15 protein-coding genes and 1 riboswitch are annotated in these 14399 nt (G+C 62.5%); of the genes, 6 read left to right on the top strand and 9 right to left on the bottom strand.

Going from position 1 to position 14399, the window contains the following annotated elements; all coding sequences use genetic code 11:
• Positions 1-17: 17 nt before the first annotated feature.
• Positions 18-845 carry an oxidoreductase gene (locus tag LB516_RS28430; protein ID WP_140824170.1) on the bottom strand — a complete coding sequence of 276 codons (828 nt, stop codon included), beginning with the start codon at positions 843-845 and terminating at the stop codon, positions 18-20.
• A gap of 81 nt (positions 846-926) precedes the next feature.
• Here LB516_RS28430 and LB516_RS28425 point away from each other — a divergent pair, with 81 nt between their 5' ends.
• The 3 genes from LB516_RS28425 to lysM all read left to right on the top strand — a co-directional run bounded on the left by LB516_RS28425 (position 927) and on the right by lysM (position 2933).
• On the top strand, positions 927-1853 hold the full coding sequence (locus LB516_RS28425; protein WP_224643262.1) for an AraC family transcriptional regulator: 927 nt from the start codon (positions 927-929) through the stop codon (positions 1851-1853).
• 80 nt (positions 1854-1933) lie between these two features.
• Positions 1934-2371 (top strand): alternative ribosome rescue aminoacyl-tRNA hydrolase ArfB, encoded by a 438-nt coding sequence (gene arfB / locus LB516_RS28420; protein ID WP_140615117.1) that lies wholly within the window; start codon positions 1934-1936, stop codon positions 2369-2371.
• 91 nt (positions 2372-2462) lie between these two features.
• The gene (lysM, locus tag LB516_RS28415) at positions 2463-2933 is read left to right on the top strand and encodes a peptidoglycan-binding protein LysM (RefSeq protein WP_015314352.1); all 471 of its coding nucleotides are present in this window, start codon (positions 2463-2465) and stop codon (positions 2931-2933) included.
• Between the two features lie 70 nt (positions 2934-3003).
• Here the strand turns inward: lysM and LB516_RS28410 are convergent, their stop codons facing one another.
• On the bottom strand, positions 3004-5202 hold the full coding sequence (locus tag LB516_RS28410) for a TonB-dependent siderophore receptor (RefSeq protein WP_224643261.1): 2199 nt from the start codon (positions 5200-5202) through the stop codon (positions 3004-3006).
• 237 nt (positions 5203-5439) lie between these two features.
• Here LB516_RS28410 and LB516_RS28405 point away from each other — a divergent pair, with 237 nt between their 5' ends.
• Entirely contained in the window at positions 5440-6069 is a 630-nt protein-coding gene (locus LB516_RS28405; protein WP_224720800.1) for an alpha-ketoglutarate-dependent dioxygenase AlkB family protein, read from the top strand.
• Positions 6070-6128: 59 nt separating this feature from the next.
• Here the strand turns inward: LB516_RS28405 and LB516_RS28400 are convergent, their stop codons facing one another.
• The 7 genes from LB516_RS28400 to LB516_RS28370 all read right to left on the bottom strand — a co-directional run bounded on the left by LB516_RS28400 (position 6129) and on the right by LB516_RS28370 (position 13121).
• Entirely contained in the window at positions 6129-7613 is a 1485-nt protein-coding gene (locus LB516_RS28400; protein WP_140711628.1) for a nucleotidyltransferase family protein, read from the bottom strand.
• Complete coding sequence (locus tag LB516_RS28395) at positions 7613-8290, bottom strand: glycosyltransferase family 2 protein (RefSeq protein ID WP_015314348.1); 678 nt, start codon at positions 8288-8290, stop codon at positions 7613-7615. The genes LB516_RS28400 and LB516_RS28395 overlap by 1 nt, the downstream gene beginning before the upstream one ends.
• Position 8291: 1 nt before the next feature.
• Positions 8292-9044: a glycosyltransferase family 2 protein gene (locus tag LB516_RS28390; RefSeq protein ID WP_015314347.1), complete on the bottom strand. Its 753-nt coding sequence runs from the start codon at positions 9042-9044 to the stop codon at positions 8292-8294.
• Positions 9041-10090, bottom strand: a complete 1050-nt coding sequence (locus LB516_RS28385; RefSeq protein ID WP_224720799.1) for a serine kinase — start codon at positions 10088-10090, stop codon at positions 9041-9043. Before LB516_RS28385 ends, LB516_RS28390 begins: the two co-directional genes overlap by 4 nt.
• 32 nt (positions 10091-10122) lie before the next feature.
• Positions 10123-10554, bottom strand: coding sequence for a PqqD family peptide modification chaperone (locus LB516_RS28380; RefSeq protein WP_140615104.1), 432 nt, complete (start codon positions 10552-10554; stop codon positions 10123-10125).
• Positions 10555-10695: 141 nt separating this feature from the next.
• Positions 10696-11796, bottom strand: a complete 1101-nt coding sequence (locus LB516_RS28375; RefSeq protein ID WP_224720798.1) for a hybrid-cluster NAD(P)-dependent oxidoreductase — start codon at positions 11794-11796, stop codon at positions 10696-10698.
• A 77-nt stretch (positions 11797-11873) separates the two neighbouring features.
• Positions 11874-13121: an aromatic ring-hydroxylating oxygenase subunit alpha gene (locus LB516_RS28370; protein WP_224720797.1), complete on the bottom strand. Its 1248-nt coding sequence runs from the start codon at positions 13119-13121 to the stop codon at positions 11874-11876.
• Between the two features lie 112 nt (positions 13122-13233).
• A riboswitch (cobalamin riboswitch) is annotated at positions 13234-13436 on the bottom strand.
• 491 nt (positions 13437-13927) lie between these two features.
• On the opposite strand from LB516_RS28370, the gene LB516_RS28365 reads away from it, so the two are divergent.
• Both LB516_RS28365 and LB516_RS28360 read left to right on the top strand, forming a co-directional pair.
• A complete protein-coding gene (locus LB516_RS28365) occupies positions 13928-14128 on the top strand; it encodes a DUF680 domain-containing protein (RefSeq protein ID WP_224720796.1) in 201 nt (66 codons plus the stop codon).
• 68 nt (positions 14129-14196) lie between these two features.
• The coding region (locus tag LB516_RS28360) for a DUF680 domain-containing protein (RefSeq protein WP_140711620.1) at positions 14197-14399 on the top strand (203 nt) is incomplete at its 3' end.

The following is a 14399-nucleotide window of genomic DNA, read 5'->3' as shown; positions in this document are numbered from 1 at the left end:
GCAGGACGTCGGTGCCGTCAGCCGTCGGTGGAGACAGTGACAGACTTCCACACCTCGATTTCCTGCCGGAGACGTTCGATTCTGTCCGACACGAGCTTGAGAGCATCGCTGCCAAGCAGAAGCTGCGGCGGCGGATCACTGGCGTCTACCAAGCCTAAAACGGCGGCTGCCAGTTTATCGGGATCACCGAGCTGCTTGCCGCTCTTTACCTGTCGCGCCTCACGTATCGGATCAAAAAGCGCGTCGTAGTCAGTGATTGATCTCTCTGTGCGGACCATTGATCGCCCAGCCCAATCCGTCCGGAACGAGCCGGGGCAGACCGCGGTCACGCGGACACCGAACGGGGCCATTTCCGAACGCATCACCTCCGATATGCCCTGGAGCGCAAACTTGCTGCCGCAATAGTAAGCAATGCCGGGCATGGTGATCATGCCGCCCATCGACGTGACATTGACGATGAATCCACGACGTCGCTCCCGGAACCGGGGAAGAAAAGCCTTAGCGACGGCGACAGCGCCGAAGACATTAACGTCGAACTGACGCCGCATCTCTTCGATCGGCGACTCTTCAAGCACTCCCTCATGCCCATAGCCGGCATTGTTGATCAGCACGTCAACCGGTCCATGTTCGTTCTCCGCCTGCCTGACCACGTCGGGTATGGCGTCGAATTCCGTTACGTCGCACAGTACCGGTCGAACTGCGGGAAGAACGTCGGCGAGCGCTGCGCGTGATGTCTCCGAGCGAACTGCGCCAATCACCTTATGGCCGATCTGGATAGCCGCGGAAGCTATCGCCAAGCCGAAGCCGGAATTCGCGCCGGTGATAAAGAAGGTCTTCTGTGACATGACTCGCAAGCTTTCCTTGATTGGTGATGAGTTGACAAATATTATGAGGAACCGAGCGTTTCGATCGCGGATTCTCTGAATTTGTTGCCAAATCCTATTCCTCCCAAACACGGACGATCCAAGCTGGTCGAGTTGGCCGGAGCTCTCGCCCCTCGTCGCGGCTACAATCCGACCGCGTTCAGCCGCGTCCGCATACTCCGGACGGAAGCCGTGCTTCACGACATCCCGGTCCTCTATAAGCCAGGCGCGGTGTTCGTATTACAGGGAAGCAAGCAAGGTATCCTCGAAAGGGAAATCTACCTCTACGACGAGGAACACTATCTGGCGGTTTCGGTGCCCGTTCCATTCCGCATGAAATCGATGGCCAGTTCGGAGCGACCATTGCTTGCGGTCTATGTTGAGTTCGATATGCAGATGGCAGCCGAGCTCGCCATGCAAGCGCAGATGCATGCCGAACCGGCGAGCGGCAAGTCGCGAGGTCTCGTGTCAAGCAGGATGGCCCCCGAAATAGAGGATGTCCTGCTGCGCCTCCTTGTAGCACTTCGCAGCCCCGTTGAAGCTCTCGTCCTTGGTGACGGCATTCTGCGCGAACTGCATTACCGGGTGCTGGTCGGCCCGCAGGGCGGTGCAATGCTCGCGGCGCTGCAGCAGAAAGGTACGTCCGGAAGGATTATCCAGAGCCTGGCCTGGTTGCGAGAGAACTACGGTTCTGAAATTTCGATCGGCGATCTGGCAAAAGACGTGGGCATGAGCGTTCCTTCCTACCATGTTCATTTCAAGAGCCTGACCGGCAACAGTCCAATGCAGTACGTGAAGGCGATACGGCTCCACGAAGCACGATTGATGATAGCACGCCAGAACAGGACGATCGCAGAGGTCGCGGCTTTGGTAGGCTACGCGAGCCCGTCCCAATTCAGCCGCGACTTCAAACGGCATTTCGGGCGCACGGCATCGGAAGAGACGAAATGGCTTCGTCGCCATCTTGGCGAACTCGCCTGGGCGTCGTGATCAGGATCGTATATGTCAGTTAGGGGCTGCGCTTTCGATCGGGCCTTTTCTTTTTCGGTCCGCCGCGCCATGACTGCGGCATGCCGATCGACGACGACATCATCATATCGGGCGAAGCCGTGATTCACCCGGGCGACCTGCACGAGGATTTCATCCGCTCGTCCGGTCCCGGCGGCCAGAACGTCAACAAGGTGGCGACGGCGGTGCAGCTTCGCTTCGACGCGCGGAACGCCGAGGGCCTATCGGACCGCGTACGCGAGCGGACCATAAAACTTGCCGGCCAGCGCGCCACCAAGGATGGTGTCATCGTCATCGAGGCCGGACGCTTTCGCACACAGGAGCAAAACCGCGCCGACGCACGGACCAGGCTGGCGGCACTGGTGGCCAAGGCCGCAGAACCGCCGCCGCCGCCGCGCAAGAAGACACGGCCGTCGAAAGGCGCGGTCGAGCGTCGGCTGAAGAGCAAGGCCGGGCGCGGTACGATCAAGAAGCTGCGCGGTCGCGTGGAGAGCGATTAAGCAACACGCAAATCGTGCCCGCAAAACCACTTTCAATTTTGCGTTGCGGATGCGAGGTTTCCCTTATTGCCACAGCAAGGGAGACCTAGAGATGGGTATGTTCGATTTCGTCAAGAACGTCGGCAAGAAGCTCGGCATCGGCGGCGACGAGGAAGCCGCACCCACCGCCGACACGCTCAAGAAAGAGCTCGATTCACACAAGCTCGGTACCGATGGCGTGCAGGTCGTTGTCCAGGGCGATACGGCGGTGCTGAAGGGCGTCGTCAAGGACCAGTCGATCTTCGAAAAGGCGGTCATCGCCGTCGGCAACACGCTGGGCGTCTCCAAGGTGCAGGCTGACGAGTTGCAGGTCGCGCCGGCTTCCGGCACGGCGGCCGCAGCCAAGGAGCCGACTTTCTATACGGTCCAGAAGGGCGACAATCTCTGGAAGATCGCCGAAAAGAGCTATGGCAAGGGCCAGGGCGCCAAGAACACGGTCATCTTCGAGGCGAACAAGCCGATGCTGACCCATCCCGACAAGATCTATCCGGGCCAGGTTCTGCGTATTCCAGAACTTGGCTAATCGCCGGGCATGGTTGTATCAAAACGCTGAAATCAGTGCGCCGCGCGTCCGAAAGGCGCGCGGCGTTGCCTTACCAGCGGCGCTTCAGCGAAGCCGTGATGTTGCGGCCCTGGCCGATGTAGCAATAACCGGAATTGCACACCGTCGCGCGGTCATCGGCAATGTTGCGGACGGCGAAAGCGGCCGAGACACCTTCATACCTCTTGTCGATGGCGCCGAAATCGTAGGACGCCGAGGCATCGAGATAGACGGCGGCATCGTTCTTGGCGGTGTTTGACGTGTCGGTATAGGTCGCGCTCTGCAGCCGCACGCCGGCTCCCACCGAAAGGCCGGGTGCCGCACTGCCCTCGTCGAATTTGTAGTTCGCCCAGAGGCTCGCGACATGTTCGGGGGTGACGGCGGGGACCTTGTCCAACTCCGTCGAGTCAGGGCCGGCGCCCGTGATCTCGGCATGGTTGTAGTTATAGGCCGCGATCACGTCGAGCCCGTCCATGACGGCCGCGCGGGCTTCCAGTTCAAAACCATTGCTGGTGACCTCGCCCAGTGAACGATAGGTGCCCGCATTGGGATCGACGACTACCGGCTTGTTCTTCTCGACCAGATGGTAGGCGACCGCGGACAGCAGGATATCCGTTCCCGGTGGCTGGTACTTGACCCCCAGTTCGAACTGTTCGCCCTTCGTAGGCTGAAGAATGCCGCCGCCATCGGCCGAGCGGTTCGAGATCGGTTCGAATGACGTCGCGTAGCTGGCGAAGGGCGCGACGCCGCTATCGAACAGATAGAGGGCGCCGGCCTGCATGCTGAAGGCGTTCTTGTCCACCGTTTCGGAACCGCCCCCAAAATAGTCGCGCGTCTGCTCGACCCAGGTCTGGCGGCCACCGAGCGTGAAACGCCATTTGTCCAGTTCGACCTGATCCAGCGCATAGACGCCGGTCTGGCTCAGATCCGCGTCGGACGCAGAGAACGTGGTGTCCGGGGTCGGGCCGGAGAAACCGTAGGTCGGGTTGGCAATGTCGAAATCGTAGGCCGGATCGGGCGGATCGAACCCATAGCCGAAGGACGAGGTCAGGTTCGTGTAGTCGAGGCCGAGAAGCAGCGTGTGGGCGAGCGCCCCGGTGTCGAACCTGGCCTCGACCTGGTTGTCGGCCTGGAAAACGTTCATTTCGTCGCGAATTGAGGTCGCATAACGATGCGCGACCGTACCTGTCCAACCGGAAACCGCGAGATAGCGCGACCTCAGGTCGAGATGGGAGTATCGTACATTCTGGCGCACCGTGATGCCGCCGTCGAAATCGTGCTCGAACTTGTAGCCGACCTGCTGCTGCCGGATCTTCTGATGGTCATAGTCGGGGTCGCTCTCGCGCAGGGTGTGGACCTTTCCCGACGGATCGGTGATCACGCCGACATTGGAATCGGTCTCGTCCGCCTGCACCAGCCCATAGATGGTGAAGGACGTCGCGGCGTCCGGATTCCAGGTGAACGACGGCTGCAGCAAATAGCGGTCGTCGGCGATGTCGAAATTGGTGTCGCCGTTTCGCGCCAGGCCGACGATCCTGTAGAGGAAATCGTCACTGCCCTTGGTGACCGGGCCGCCGAAATCGAAGGCGGCCTGCGCCCTGTCCTTCGTGCCATAAAGCAGTTCGACTTCCCTGATCCTGTCCTCGGTCGGCAGCTTGGGCACCTTGTTGACGATGCCTGCCGGCGTTCCCGCGCCGTAAAGCACCGATACCGGTCCCTTGATCACCTCGACGCGTTCGAGCGAATAGGGGTCGGTGCGGAACGTGCCGTAGTTGATATAGGGCTGGCGCAGGCCGTCCTTGTAGTCGCCGAGCGTGGTTGCGTCGTAGCCCCTGATATAGATCTGGTCGAATCGCGGGTCGAATCCGTAAGCGCCGGTGCTGACGCCTGAGGAATAGCGCACCGCCTCGATAATGTCCTGCGCGCCGCGCTCCTCGAGTTCCTTGCGTGTCACCACCGAGACGGAGCGGGGCGTTTCGATGAGGGGCGTGTCCGTCTTGGTCGCACCGGAGCTGCGCTTGGCAGCCACCGTCCTGTCGTCCTCACGGGACGTGTCGCCGCCGGCCTCGCCGCTGACCGTAATGGGCTCGAGCACGGTGGCGCCGCCCGATGCCTGGGTGCCTGCCTGCTGGGCGGAGGCTTGGTAGGCACCAGCCAGCGTCGCCAGGCATGTCGTGGCAAGCAGTCCTCGCCGCGACCAGATGCAGCCCCGTTCGATCGCGTTGAAGCCTTGAAGAAATGTCACTTCCATATCCCTCGCTCTCGTTGGCTGCCTGCGGCTTCGCTGGACGCGGAAGCTGAAAATTCTTGTGTCAACCGGTCCGGTTCTAAATCTTGACTATGTTAGTCATCTTTGTTCGTCAACCGCCATTTGGCCAAGACGAATTCGCTGCGGCCATCCCTCGTAAAAACCACGACCGCTTTCGGGTCGCCGTTTTCGTCTGGCGGTGGCATGCTGAGGCTCCGAACCATTCACATGAGCCAACCCATGCTCTTTCTGCCCAAAGGCATCCGTCACATGCCGGCCCATCTGTCCCGCGCCGTCCAGGAGACGCTGGTCGAGGAGGTGAGAAGCATTGTCCAGCAGGCGCCGCTGTTCGTGCCGGCCATGCCTCGGACCGGCAAGGAGATGAGCGTGCGCATGACCAATTGCGGTCCTCTCGGCTGGGTCACCGACAAGGAACGCGGCTATCGCTACCAGCCGACGCATCCGCTGACCGGAGAGCCGTGGCCGCCTATCCCCGACAGTCTGCTAGACCTGTGGCGTCAGGTGTCGGGCTATCCCAATCCACCGCAGGCCTGCCTGATCAATTTCTACACGCCGGAAGCGAAGATGGGCCTGCATCAGGATCGCGACGAGGCCGATTTCTCGGCACCCGTCGTCTCCGTCTCGCTGGGTGACGATTGCCTGTTCAGGGTCGGCCAGACAACCCGTGATGGCGCCACCAAATCGTTCAGGCTCAAAAGCGGCGATGTCGTCGTGCTTGGCGGCGAGGGCCGTCTTGCCTTCCATGGCGTCGACCGCATCTACCCTTCGACCTCGGCGCTGCTCAAGAACGGCGGCAGGATCAATCTGACGTTGCGGCGGGTGACGAAGCCCGACGAGGGCGCCGTATAGGCGAGGGTTCGCGCCCCGCACGGCGCCGCCGACCTTTGGGCGACCAGCGATAGTTCAGTTCAGCGCAGCGGTGAAAAAATCGCCGAGACCAGATGGAAAGGCAAAGCGCCGTAGGTGGCGACCGTCGCCTGATCGTCCCATTGGCGGAACTGCCGGGACGGTCGCGCTTCCAGCGTCAGGGCATGCTGTCGGCCATCGAACGTAACCTTGCCGCGAAAGCACAGCACCCGCTCTCCACCAGACCGGCTGATGGCCATCGCACGCAGACGCGCGACGTGGTCGTCGCCCACATTGATCTCCATTTCGATGCGGCGCCGGACCGGCGGGACGCTGATCCTGATCGTGATGTCCAGCATCATCTCCCCTGCCGTCGCAGGGCACGGTATCGTCTGCGAGAAGGCCAGGGGCGACTGTCCTTCCAGCGGCTCGCGAGGTGCCTGCCTGCCGCGCCATGCTCTGCCGCGCCATGCCCTGGCGGGCGGCTCCTGCCGCAGCCGACCGCTCTTGCGTCTCAGCCGCAACTGCTTGGCAAAGCCGCGCGACAGCCAGGTCAGCCTGCCGAAGTCGGTTCGCGGCTTGGCCTGCAGCACCGCCGACCAGCGTGCAAGGCCGGTGCGGTCGGCCATGTCCAGCACGCGCGCCAGCACCTTGTCAGGCACCGTCACGCCAACAGCGAGCGCAAGGTAGGAAAGCGCCACCGCCGCGGCAACGGCAAGGCCACGCCTGGCGACGACATCGAGGAACACGTCCCAGTCGACGCCGCCGGTGCGAATGGCCACCGCGCAATCGACCAGCCAATCGCTGTGGGTATGGGCATCGAGCCCGCCATGCGCGATGGCGAGCGCGATGCGATCCGCGGGCGACGGCACCAGCACGCCGACACCGCTGAATTCGGCCGTCGCCGCGCGCTGCCAGATCGCCTGGTCATCCTCGTCGCTTTGCTGCGAGCCGTCATAGGCAAGCTGGTGCAGATCGATATCGCCATAACTGCCCTTGAAAAAATTCATCGAGCGCAGCGACGCCAGCCTTGTCCTCAGATATTGGGGACTCACCCCGGTGGCGATCTGCCAGTCGCCGTCGCGCAGCACGCCGAATGCCGCCGGCATGTCCTGCGGCCGCACCAATATGTCGATGTCGTGCGCCACCCGGCCACGCTGCGCCGAGGCGTTCAAGGCAATGCGGCTGGCACCCTTGATCAGCATCACCAGGCAGCCGGAATCCGTCATCGCCTGCAGCGCCGGTTCGGCCTCGCGCATCGCCATGCGCGACTTGGTCCACAGCATCTTTTGCAGGCCGACAAGGCGCGGATAGGCGGATTGGCCGGCCAATTTCCGGCCGAACCGATCGCAGATCGCGGCCAGCAGCCGGTGTTCCCTGAAGGAGACAAGATCGATGTCGTTCGCGCTTAGCCACTGCATGGCGCAACCGGCGGCCGCGTCCTCATCGACAAGAAGGGCAGCCTTGAGCAGTTGGTCGAGCCCGCCCGTCGGCCAGGACCAGCCATAGTCCGGGAAACGTCGGCTGATGCGGCGAATGCCCGCCATCAGCCCGCGCCGGCCTTGTTCCGGGCCCGTCGCAGCATGGCGAGCCGCGCCACTTCGAGATAGCCGCGGTCGCGCGCCGCATCGCGGCCATAGGACAGGCTGCCGGGCCTGATGCGGCGCAGCGCCAGCACCTCTTCCACCATGTCGAGGGCAAGGCCCGTCTCGCGTGCCCGCGCGATCCAGTCGATCATTTCGCCGCGGCCGCCCGGCGGATCGACGATTGGTCCGACGGTCTCGGCGGCCTCGCGCCGGATCAGCATCGTGGTCCGCGACCAACCGGGTACGATCGCGTCCTCGGGTGCATCGGGCCGGTCATTGCGGAAGTTTCGCAAATGGCAAAAAACGCCCGACGTTGCGGGATGCCTTTCGAGATGCGCGAGCTGTGTTTCGGCCTTGCTCGGCAGCCACAGATCGTCGGCATCGAGCGTTGCAATGAGCGGCGTCGACAAGGCGGCGATGCCCCTTGTCGTGGCGCTCCCAGGTCCGGCATTTGCCTGGCGCAGCAATTGCAGCGGCAGGTCCGTTCCGCCGATCGCCGCCGCGAGATCGTCGCTGGATCCATCGTCGACGATCACCACCAGCTCAGGCCGCACTGTCTGCGCCGCGACCGATCGCAGCGTCTCGGCGATGGTGCCGCTGGCGTTGAAGGCCGGTATGACGACGCCATAGCTCCGCATGCTACATGAAGCGCCAGTTGGCGAGTTCTTTGACATCGAAGATGCCTTCGATCCCGCGCAGTGAAGGGTCGGCCTTGCGCCGTTTCATCGATTTGTGGATGGCCCGCAAGAATTCCCGAAGGGATGTGTCGACCTGCTTTGTCATGTTGCCGGGATGACGTCGGTAGTAAAGCGATACGGTATCCGGCAGGACGAATCTGGGGCCGCTTTCAAAGGTGCGCAGCAGGTAGTCGGTGTCTTCGGCCTGGCCGAAGGCCTCGTCGAAGCCGCCGATCCGTTCGATGAGCTTACGCGAGAAAATGCCTGACGACAGATGAATTCCCCGCACGGTCATGAAATGGCTGCCGGGGCAGGGTTCCAGCAGATCGTCGTCGATGTGTTCGACCATCATCATCAGGGAATAGGTAAGCTCCAGAGCGGGGTCGGCGTCAAAGCATGCGATATCGGCCTTGAATCGTCCCGCAGGCGAGACATCATCCGAATCGAGGAACGACACGAGCTCCGTTTCCGGCGTGAGCAGTCTGAGACCAGCGTTGCGAGCCCGGGTCACGCCCATGTTCTCTTGCCGGAAAAGACGAATGCAGGGGTTCTCGGCCATCATCGAACGCACGGCCTCCGGCGACCCGTCGGTCGAGCCGTCGTCGATCACGATGATGTCGAGATCGGCGGCATCTTGCTGCCGCACGAGCGAGCGCAGCGCCGAGACGACATAGCGCTCGCGATTGTACACAGGCATGATCACGCTGAGCTTCACCGGGCGCCTCGTGTCAGGAAATCCTCGATCGTGCGGGCGATCTCTGCCGGGTCGATGCCGAGGGACAAACGGAAGCACGGCAGGTGGCGCGTCAATTCGCTGAAGAAGCGAAAGCCGCTTTCGCGCTCGCCCGGCATCTGGGCGATGCCGGACGGCGCCAAGGCAATCATGGCATCCCTGCGCGACACCGGCATAATCGAACTTGCTCCGCCTCCGCTGATATGTGGCACCACCAGCGCGACGATGTCCAGCATGGCGGGCACCGGCCGAGGCGCGATATCATGAATATGGAACGTGTGCTTGCCTTGCCAGTTCAGCGGGCCTTGCGCCGTTAGCCGCTGCCGCAGGCCCAGCCGGGCGAAACCTTCCGTGTCCTGCTTCAACGTCGAAAAAAGGGGGCGCGCGGTCACGCCGTCGGTGAGATCGATCAGCACATAGTCGTCGCCGACACTGTCGAGCCCGTTAAGCAGGCCGGCGGCGACGGTCCCCGATTTCCCGGCCCCGCCCGAGCCGGCAAGCAGAATACCGTTGCCGTCGATGCCAAGCGTGCCGGCATGCGTCAGCCGCATGCCGCGCGCGGCATATTCCCAGTGCAGGAAGGCGCGCAGCGGTGCTCCCGGCTCCCAGGGCGGAAAGGCATCGGCCGAGGCCATCAGCTGCACGCCGACGCGGCGGTGCGGATCGTAGACCTGCCAGAAATCCAGGTCGTGGAAATGGTGCCCGCGCAAACCGGCTTCGGCGAGCCGTTTGGCAAAACCGTGCTCGGTGAAATGGGCATCGCCCCAGTGCGCCGGCTCCGGGATGCCGTCAATGCCGGGATGCGCGATGAAGATGCGACCCGTGGACGGTGCCGGCTGATCATGCGCGGGCTCGATGAAAGCATGGCCCAATGCATCGGCAAGCACGCCGTGACCGAGATGCGCGGTCAGTTCAAGCCAGGGCAGGCGAACCTTTCGCATGGTCGGATAGTACGCGGCCGCGCCTTCAGCGGCGGCGATGAGATACCTGGCGTAATCCGGCAAGGTTTCGAGCGTGACGCGCGGCATCAATCGCCTTCCATCACGCTGCGGCCGCCCCGTCAGGAAGCCTGCTTGACCGCCGGCCAGCCGAGGGGTTCCTCGACCTCGTGGATGGGATCAACGACGATCAGGTCGGCGAGGTCGTCGTGAATGCTCACATTGAGCGGCTCGTTCGTGGCGGCAAGCTCGGCAGGCAAATCGCCCGGCAAAGGCTGCGCCGCCGCGTCCAAGCGCACCAGCAAACCCAATTCGAGCAATTGCGATATGAAGCGTTCGAGTTCGGCCTGGCCTATTGTCGAGCCGCCGGCGCTCAGCCCGACCAGAGCCTGGGCGTCCGCGCCGGATGAAAGCGCCTGCCATACCTTGCTGCCGGAATCGGAAAAGCCGAAATATTTGCCATTGGCAAGATTGAGCACCACGGCCTCGCCATCGAAAGATTCGAAAACGATATCCCGGCTCGCTACCGCATAGGCGTGGGAGTCATGCGTCATTGTTGCCCCGTCCTGCATTTCCTGCCCGCCAGCAGGACCGCTTCCACCAACAACGCCTGTAAACTTTCAGGTCTTCCTTGGCAAGGTAACCTTTGCCGGCAACGCGGGACCATTTCCGGGTTCAGTCGAAAGCCGGGCGGATCAAGCCTCGATTTCAAGCGGCGACAATGGCTTGGAACAACAGGCCAGGATGAAGCCATCATCGATCTCATGATCGAGGATGCCGCCATTGTGGCTCATCTCGACGCTGCCGGAGACTTTCTTCACTTTGCAAGTTCCGCAAAGGCCGAATTCGCAGGCGGCCGGTATTCGCACACCCGAGGCGCGCGCCGTCTGCAGCACGGTCTGGCCGGCGACACAGTCGGCGTCGACATCCGAAAGCGCGAAGCGGATCGGCGTCGCGGCTTCGACGCAAATCGCCGCGCCGTCTTCAGCCGGCGAGGCAAACGGCGCTGGGATTTCCTCCATCGCCGGCGCGGCAAAGCTCTCCTGATGGTATTTTGCCATGTCGAACCCGGCGGCCTCCAGCATGCCGCGCACGGCGCGCATGAAAGGGTCGGGGCCGCAGCAGAAGATTTCGCGTTCGCGGAAATCGGGCGCCAGGAGCGGCAGCCGGATGGCGTCGATGCGGCCCATATGGCCGTACCAGCCCTCGCGGCTCGACCGCTCCTCGATCATGAAGCCGAGCGACAGGCCCGGCATATGGCCGCCGAGCAGTTCGAGTTCCTTGCGAAAGATGATCTCTTCCGGGCGCCGCGCGCAATTGACGAAGCCGACATCGGTCCATGGCGCGCAGTCGTTCAGCCAGCGCAGCATCGACATCATCGGCGTCACGCCCGAACCGGCCGAGATGAACAGGTATTTCGCCGCCGGGTGGCTGTGCAGCGAAAAGCCGCCGCCCGGTCCATAGGCCTTGACGTGCGAGCCGGGCGTCAGGTGATCGAACATCCAGCGTGTGCCGACGCTGCCCGCCTGCGCCTTCACCGTCACCGCGATCGAGAATGGCCGTGACGGCGATGATGACAGCGTGTAGGTGCGCATCAGCGGGCCGTCCGGTGTCGGCAATTCCAGCGTCACGAACTGGCCCGGCTTGTAGCGGAACCAGGTCTGGTTGTCGGAGCGGAAGGTGAAGGTCTTGACGTCGGGCGCCTCGTCGCTGACGCCGGTTACTTCCAGCACCTGCAGCCTGTCGTTCCACGGCGCCATCTGGTCGAGGTGGCGATAGAGCCCAAGATCAGTCATGGCGTTCATCCCTGCATACCTTTCATTTTGGGCGTGTCGTGATCCCAAAGCCGCTGCACAGTTTTGGCCGACATGCGCTAGGCGACACTGCGCAGAGCAGGCCGGCCGTCTTCGGAAAGCCGTGGGCCGATAAAGCGCGCGTACCAGTCGACGAACTGGATGACGCCGCCCTCGTGCAGCTCCGAATAGGGACCGGGCTCGTAGGCCGGCGACAGGATGCCGAAGGCGTTTTCCTCGACGATGCGGCGGTCCTGGTCGTTGGTCTCGGTCCAGACATGGGTGAGTTCGGCGAGATCGTAGTCGACGCCTTCCACGGCATCCTTGTGGACCAGCCATTTGGTCGTAACCGCTGTTTCCGTGGCGCTGACCGGCAGCACGCGGAACGTCACCGCATGATCCACGAGGATATGGTTCCAGGTTGTCGGGTAGTGATAGTGCATCAGCGTGCCGATCCGGTCGGCCGAGACGCTGTCGGACAGGTTCTTCTTCACCGCCCGCTTGCCGGTCGTCGTGTAGCTCTGGGCATCGCGCAGCAGCGGCGCGCGGGTGGCGCGGTATTGTCCGGCCGGGTCGATGCGAAACTTGCTGGGCAGGCCAACAGCTTCGCACTTCGCCCAGTGGGCCAGCATCTCCGGATCGCTGTCGGCGCCTTGCACGCCGGTCACGGTCGGCGCTTCCGGGAAGGTCTTGCACAGCTCAGGATGGTTGCCCGCGCAATGGTAGCATTCGCGGTTGTTTTCCCAGACCAGCTTCCAGTTGCCCTTCTCGATGATCGTGCTCTCGAAGGCGATCTTGGCCTCGCTCAGCCGGTGCGGCTGGAGATAGGGCTCGATCATCGCCCGCATCGGCGCGAAGTCGGCGGGCTCCTTGGCCAGGCAGATGAAGACATAGCCGGCGACGCTTTCGCAGGCGACCGGCTTGAGCCCGAACTGGCTCTTGTCGAACCCATCGGCCATCTGGCGGGCGAACAGCAGCCGGCCGTCGAGTTCGTAGGTCCACTGGTGATAGGGACACACCAGTTTGGCGGCCATGCCCTTGTCGGTGTTGCAGACGCGGCTGCCGCGATGGCGGCAGGAATTGTGGAAAGCGTTGATCTTGCCCTGCTGATCGCGCACCAGCACGACCGGATAGTCGCCGATCTGCACGGTGATGAAGCTGCCCGGCTTGGGCAACTCGCAATCATGGCCGATGAACAGCCAGTCGCGATACCAGATCAGTTCCATGTCAAGCTTGAAGTAGTCCGGGTCGGTATAGAAGGGCTGTTCCAGCGAAAGGCCCTGTCTGCGGCCGTTCAAAAGCCTCAGCATGTCGTTGCGCGCGTCCATGTCCTGTCCTCATTTTCAAGGACTGAACTGGTGGTGATGGAGGAAGGACTGGGCGCAAGCCGGCGAAAGCCGGACAACACCATCCGCCCCTTGACCGCCCACCGCGATCAGTCGAGTTCTAGCGATCTCGGGCTGGTTTCCGGGCTCTGGAGTTGTCCTGGCGGACCATCGCGACACCTTCCCAAGCTTTCGCCCAGTGGTCTCCCGTTGCGACTTGAACTCCACCACCGTTGCGGGGGCAGCGCCGGAATCTAACCGGCTTCCCAATTCTCCGCTCCGTCGTCACGCAGCGGCACCTGAGATCGCTCGATCTAATCACGACAGGGTTTGCGACATCGGCACGAAAGCGACATCGCATCCATGCGGCGCGACACGTACGCGGGATCGTCCCGGCGCGGTTGCAGCGGGGGAATCGCCTCTTCTCGCCAGATGCGCGGGCACCGTTTTCGACCCTCAGCGGGCCGGAAAAGGGTTAATGGTTTCGAAAAGTGACTATTAGCAGAGTCTAAAATCGAACCGAACGGTTCGTTTCTGTTGACGGTGCGTGCAGGACGGTGTGAACGCCCAGCCTTCCGACACAGTTGGTGATCGGGTCGTGATCTTATGCAACTATTTGATATCAAATGGAAAAATAAGACATGTAGAAGGCGTTGGTACAATTTCAAGTGGTGGAGTCATGGTCCACGCTGAACAACTTCGTGATTGGAAACGGCAAGGGGGCTCTCCCACATCGGGGCTGTCCGAACGACGCGATTTAATCCCAAGACACGCCGCTAGACGGACGGGAAAAATACTGGAGTACAAAAATGAAAAAGATCATTCTCACTGCCACCGCCCTTCTGGCTATTTCCGGCAGCGCCTTCGCTAGCAGCGACCATTATGGTTCGAACGCCGCGACCCCCACGGCCACTGTCGACAGCTCCTACACCGCTTCGACCAAGAAGTCGGAGCCGGCTGCCCAGACGCCTGTGACGGGCGCCGACCACAACCTCTTCGGCAACAATTAATAGCCATCCCCGGCACGCGGCGGGTGACCCTGCCGCGCTGGTGGACCTACAAATTCAGGAGTATTAAAATGAACAAGATCCTCATTGCTGCCGCCGCCGTTCTGGCCCTCTCCGGCAGCGCTTTCGCGGGCAGCGACAACTATGGCTCCAACGGCGCCAACCAGGCTGCTGCCGCTTCGACCGACAATTCGAACACCGCGTCGATCGGCAAGTCGGCTCCGGCCACCTCGGCGCCTGTCCAGCAGGGCAGCGACCGCAACCTCTTCGGCCA

The organism is Mesorhizobium sp. CO1-1-7 (assembly GCF_020164885.1).
In the GTDB taxonomy this organism is placed as follows: Bacteria; Pseudomonadota; Alphaproteobacteria; order Rhizobiales; family Rhizobiaceae; genus Mesorhizobium; species Mesorhizobium australicum.
Note: the sequence above shows the minus strand (reverse complement) of the source record. Positions and strands in the feature narration are given on the sequence as shown.

Bases quoted from the DNA above. Each gene is read 5' to 3' on its own strand.
- lysM (WP_015314352.1), top strand. From the start codon at position 2,463: ATGGGTATGTTCGATTTCGTCAAGAACGTCGGCAAGAAGCTCGGCATC.
- LB516_RS28375 (WP_224720798.1), bottom strand. From the start codon at position 11,796: ATGACTGATCTTGGGCTCTATCGCCACCTCGACCAGATGGCGCCGTGG.
- LB516_RS28370 (WP_224720797.1), bottom strand. From the start codon at position 13,121: ATGGACGCGCGCAACGACATGCTGAGGCTTTTGAACGGCCGCAGACAG.
- LB516_RS28385 (WP_224720799.1), bottom strand. From the start codon at position 10,090: ATGCCGCGCGTCACGCTCGAAACCTTGCCGGATTACGCCAGGTATCTC.
- LB516_RS28400 (WP_140711628.1), bottom strand. From the start codon at position 7,613: ATGGCGGGCATTCGCCGCATCAGCCGACGTTTCCCGGACTATGGCTGG.
- LB516_RS28380 (WP_140615104.1), bottom strand. From the start codon at position 10,554: ATGACGCATGACTCCCACGCCTATGCGGTAGCGAGCCGGGATATCGTT.
- LB516_RS28395 (WP_015314348.1), bottom strand. From the start codon at position 8,290: ATGCGGAGCTATGGCGTCGTCATACCGGCCTTCAACGCCAGCGGCACC.
- LB516_RS28430 (WP_140824170.1), bottom strand. From the start codon at position 845: ATGTCACAGAAGACCTTCTTTATCACCGGCGCGAATTCCGGCTTCGGC.
- LB516_RS28410 (WP_224643261.1), bottom strand. From the start codon at position 5,202: ATGGAAGTGACATTTCTTCAAGGCTTCAACGCGATCGAACGGGGCTGC.
- LB516_RS28405 (WP_224720800.1), top strand. From the start codon at position 5,440: ATGCTCTTTCTGCCCAAAGGCATCCGTCACATGCCGGCCCATCTGTCC.
- arfB (WP_140615117.1), top strand. From the start codon at position 1,934: ATGCCGATCGACGACGACATCATCATATCGGGCGAAGCCGTGATTCAC.
- LB516_RS28365 (WP_224720796.1), top strand. From the start codon at position 13,928: ATGAAAAAGATCATTCTCACTGCCACCGCCCTTCTGGCTATTTCCGGC.